At 29.1% G+C, this 1,417-nt stretch carries 2 protein-coding genes; both read left to right on the plus strand.

Features of this window, described 5'->3' with window-relative positions; all coding sequences use genetic code 11:
* Positions 1-201 precede the first annotated feature (201 nt).
* Positions 202-555 (plus strand): energy transducer TonB, encoded by a 354-nt coding sequence (locus IIF7_RS20540; RefSeq protein ID WP_176219025.1) that lies wholly within the window; start codon positions 202-204, stop codon positions 553-555.
* A gap of 146 nt (positions 556-701) precedes the next feature.
* Entirely contained in the window at positions 702-1,289 is a 588-nt protein-coding gene (locus IIF7_RS20545; RefSeq protein WP_084843552.1) for a hypothetical protein, read from the plus strand.
* Positions 1,290-1,417 lie beyond the last annotated feature (128 nt).

The following is a 1,417-nucleotide window of genomic DNA, read 5'->3' on the forward strand; positions in this document are numbered from 1 at the left end:
AACTGTCCATACTCGAAACAGTTGTGCATAATTTTTTAGATAAGTCACGAATTGAATAAAATAATAGGATTTATATTGACAATTTTACTTCTGATTTCTTGTAAGAATTCGGAGAAAACAGAAAAGGAAAAAAACTCGGAATCTGAAATCGAATTCACTCAATCGGAATTTAAAAAAGTGGAATCTAAAAATTCTCTGAATTTGGAATATCAACTTTTAGATGAAAATGACAATCAGATTAATTTCGCGAGTTTAATTGAATTACCTGAATTTCCTGGTGGATTTGACTCTTTAACTATTTTTATACAAAAGAACTTCGAATTTTCTCAAAATGAGTTTAAAGAAATAGAAGGTAAAATAAAATCAACATTTGTAGTTGACACTCTTGGAAAAGTAGTTGACATAGAGATAATTGAACGATTACGAAAAGATTATGATACAGCATCTTATAAAGTAATTTCCAAAATACCAGATTGGAAACCAGCGAAAATGCAAAACGGAAAAAAAGTTAAAGTGAAATTTCTACTATCTTTTAAATTTGTATTAGAAGAATAAAAACTACGCACAACAACGCGTATGGTCAATTGCGGCTAAATACTTAATCGATATTCGATGTTTTTAGCTATATTTATTTTAAGCGGACATAACCTGGCTAACCAACCCACAACTGTCCATACTCGAAACCGTTGTGCAAAATTATAATGAAAAATCTGCTTTTATTTTTAATATTTTCAACAACCACTTATGCACAAAACATTAGTAAGATTAATGCTGATTTAAATTTATCTGACTCTTTATCAAAAAATGAAATTCGAATTTATGAAGGAGTTGGAATTACCAATTATTCTTCAATTTTCAGGATGTACAAAACAAAATCAGAAAATTGGATCGCAGAATTTTATAAACATTATGCAGAGGTTCAAGGACAAGCTGAATTGCACACTGAAAAACGAGTGATAGAATCAAATAATGACATGGAGTATGTTTGGAAAAGCATATTGCGGACTAATATCCAATATCTTCCAAGTATGCCGGAAATAAAATATAAAATGAAAGAAAGAGGTAACGTAGAATTGATAGATGGAGAATATCAAATCACATGGAATTCTAAAGAAATAATGGATGGAGTTGGATATGAAGTTCAAATAAAAAATAATAAATTTTTCAATCAAGTGGAGTATGGCAATCCAGAAAGTTATTTAAAACACTATCCGAATATTGATGAATTAATATTTTTCAAGGAACTATTAAATCTCTTGAGAAACGAATTTAATATTTGGTTAAAATAACTTTGCACAACAACGATTAATCGCAAATAACGGTTTTTAAATAAAAAAATATAATTTTAGAATCAAAACAAGAAAAGGTTAAGCCGACAAATCCGCGTCCCTTACTCCGCTACTTGCGATAATCGAAA

The organism is Zunongwangia atlantica 22II14-10F7 (assembly GCF_002094855.1).
Lineage (GTDB): Bacteria > Bacteroidota > Bacteroidia > Flavobacteriales > Flavobacteriaceae > Zunongwangia > Zunongwangia atlantica.

Bases quoted from the DNA above. Each gene is read 5' to 3' on its own strand.
- IIF7_RS20545 (WP_084843552.1), top strand. From the start codon at position 702: ATGAAAAATCTGCTTTTATTTTTAATATTTTCAACAACCACTTATGCA.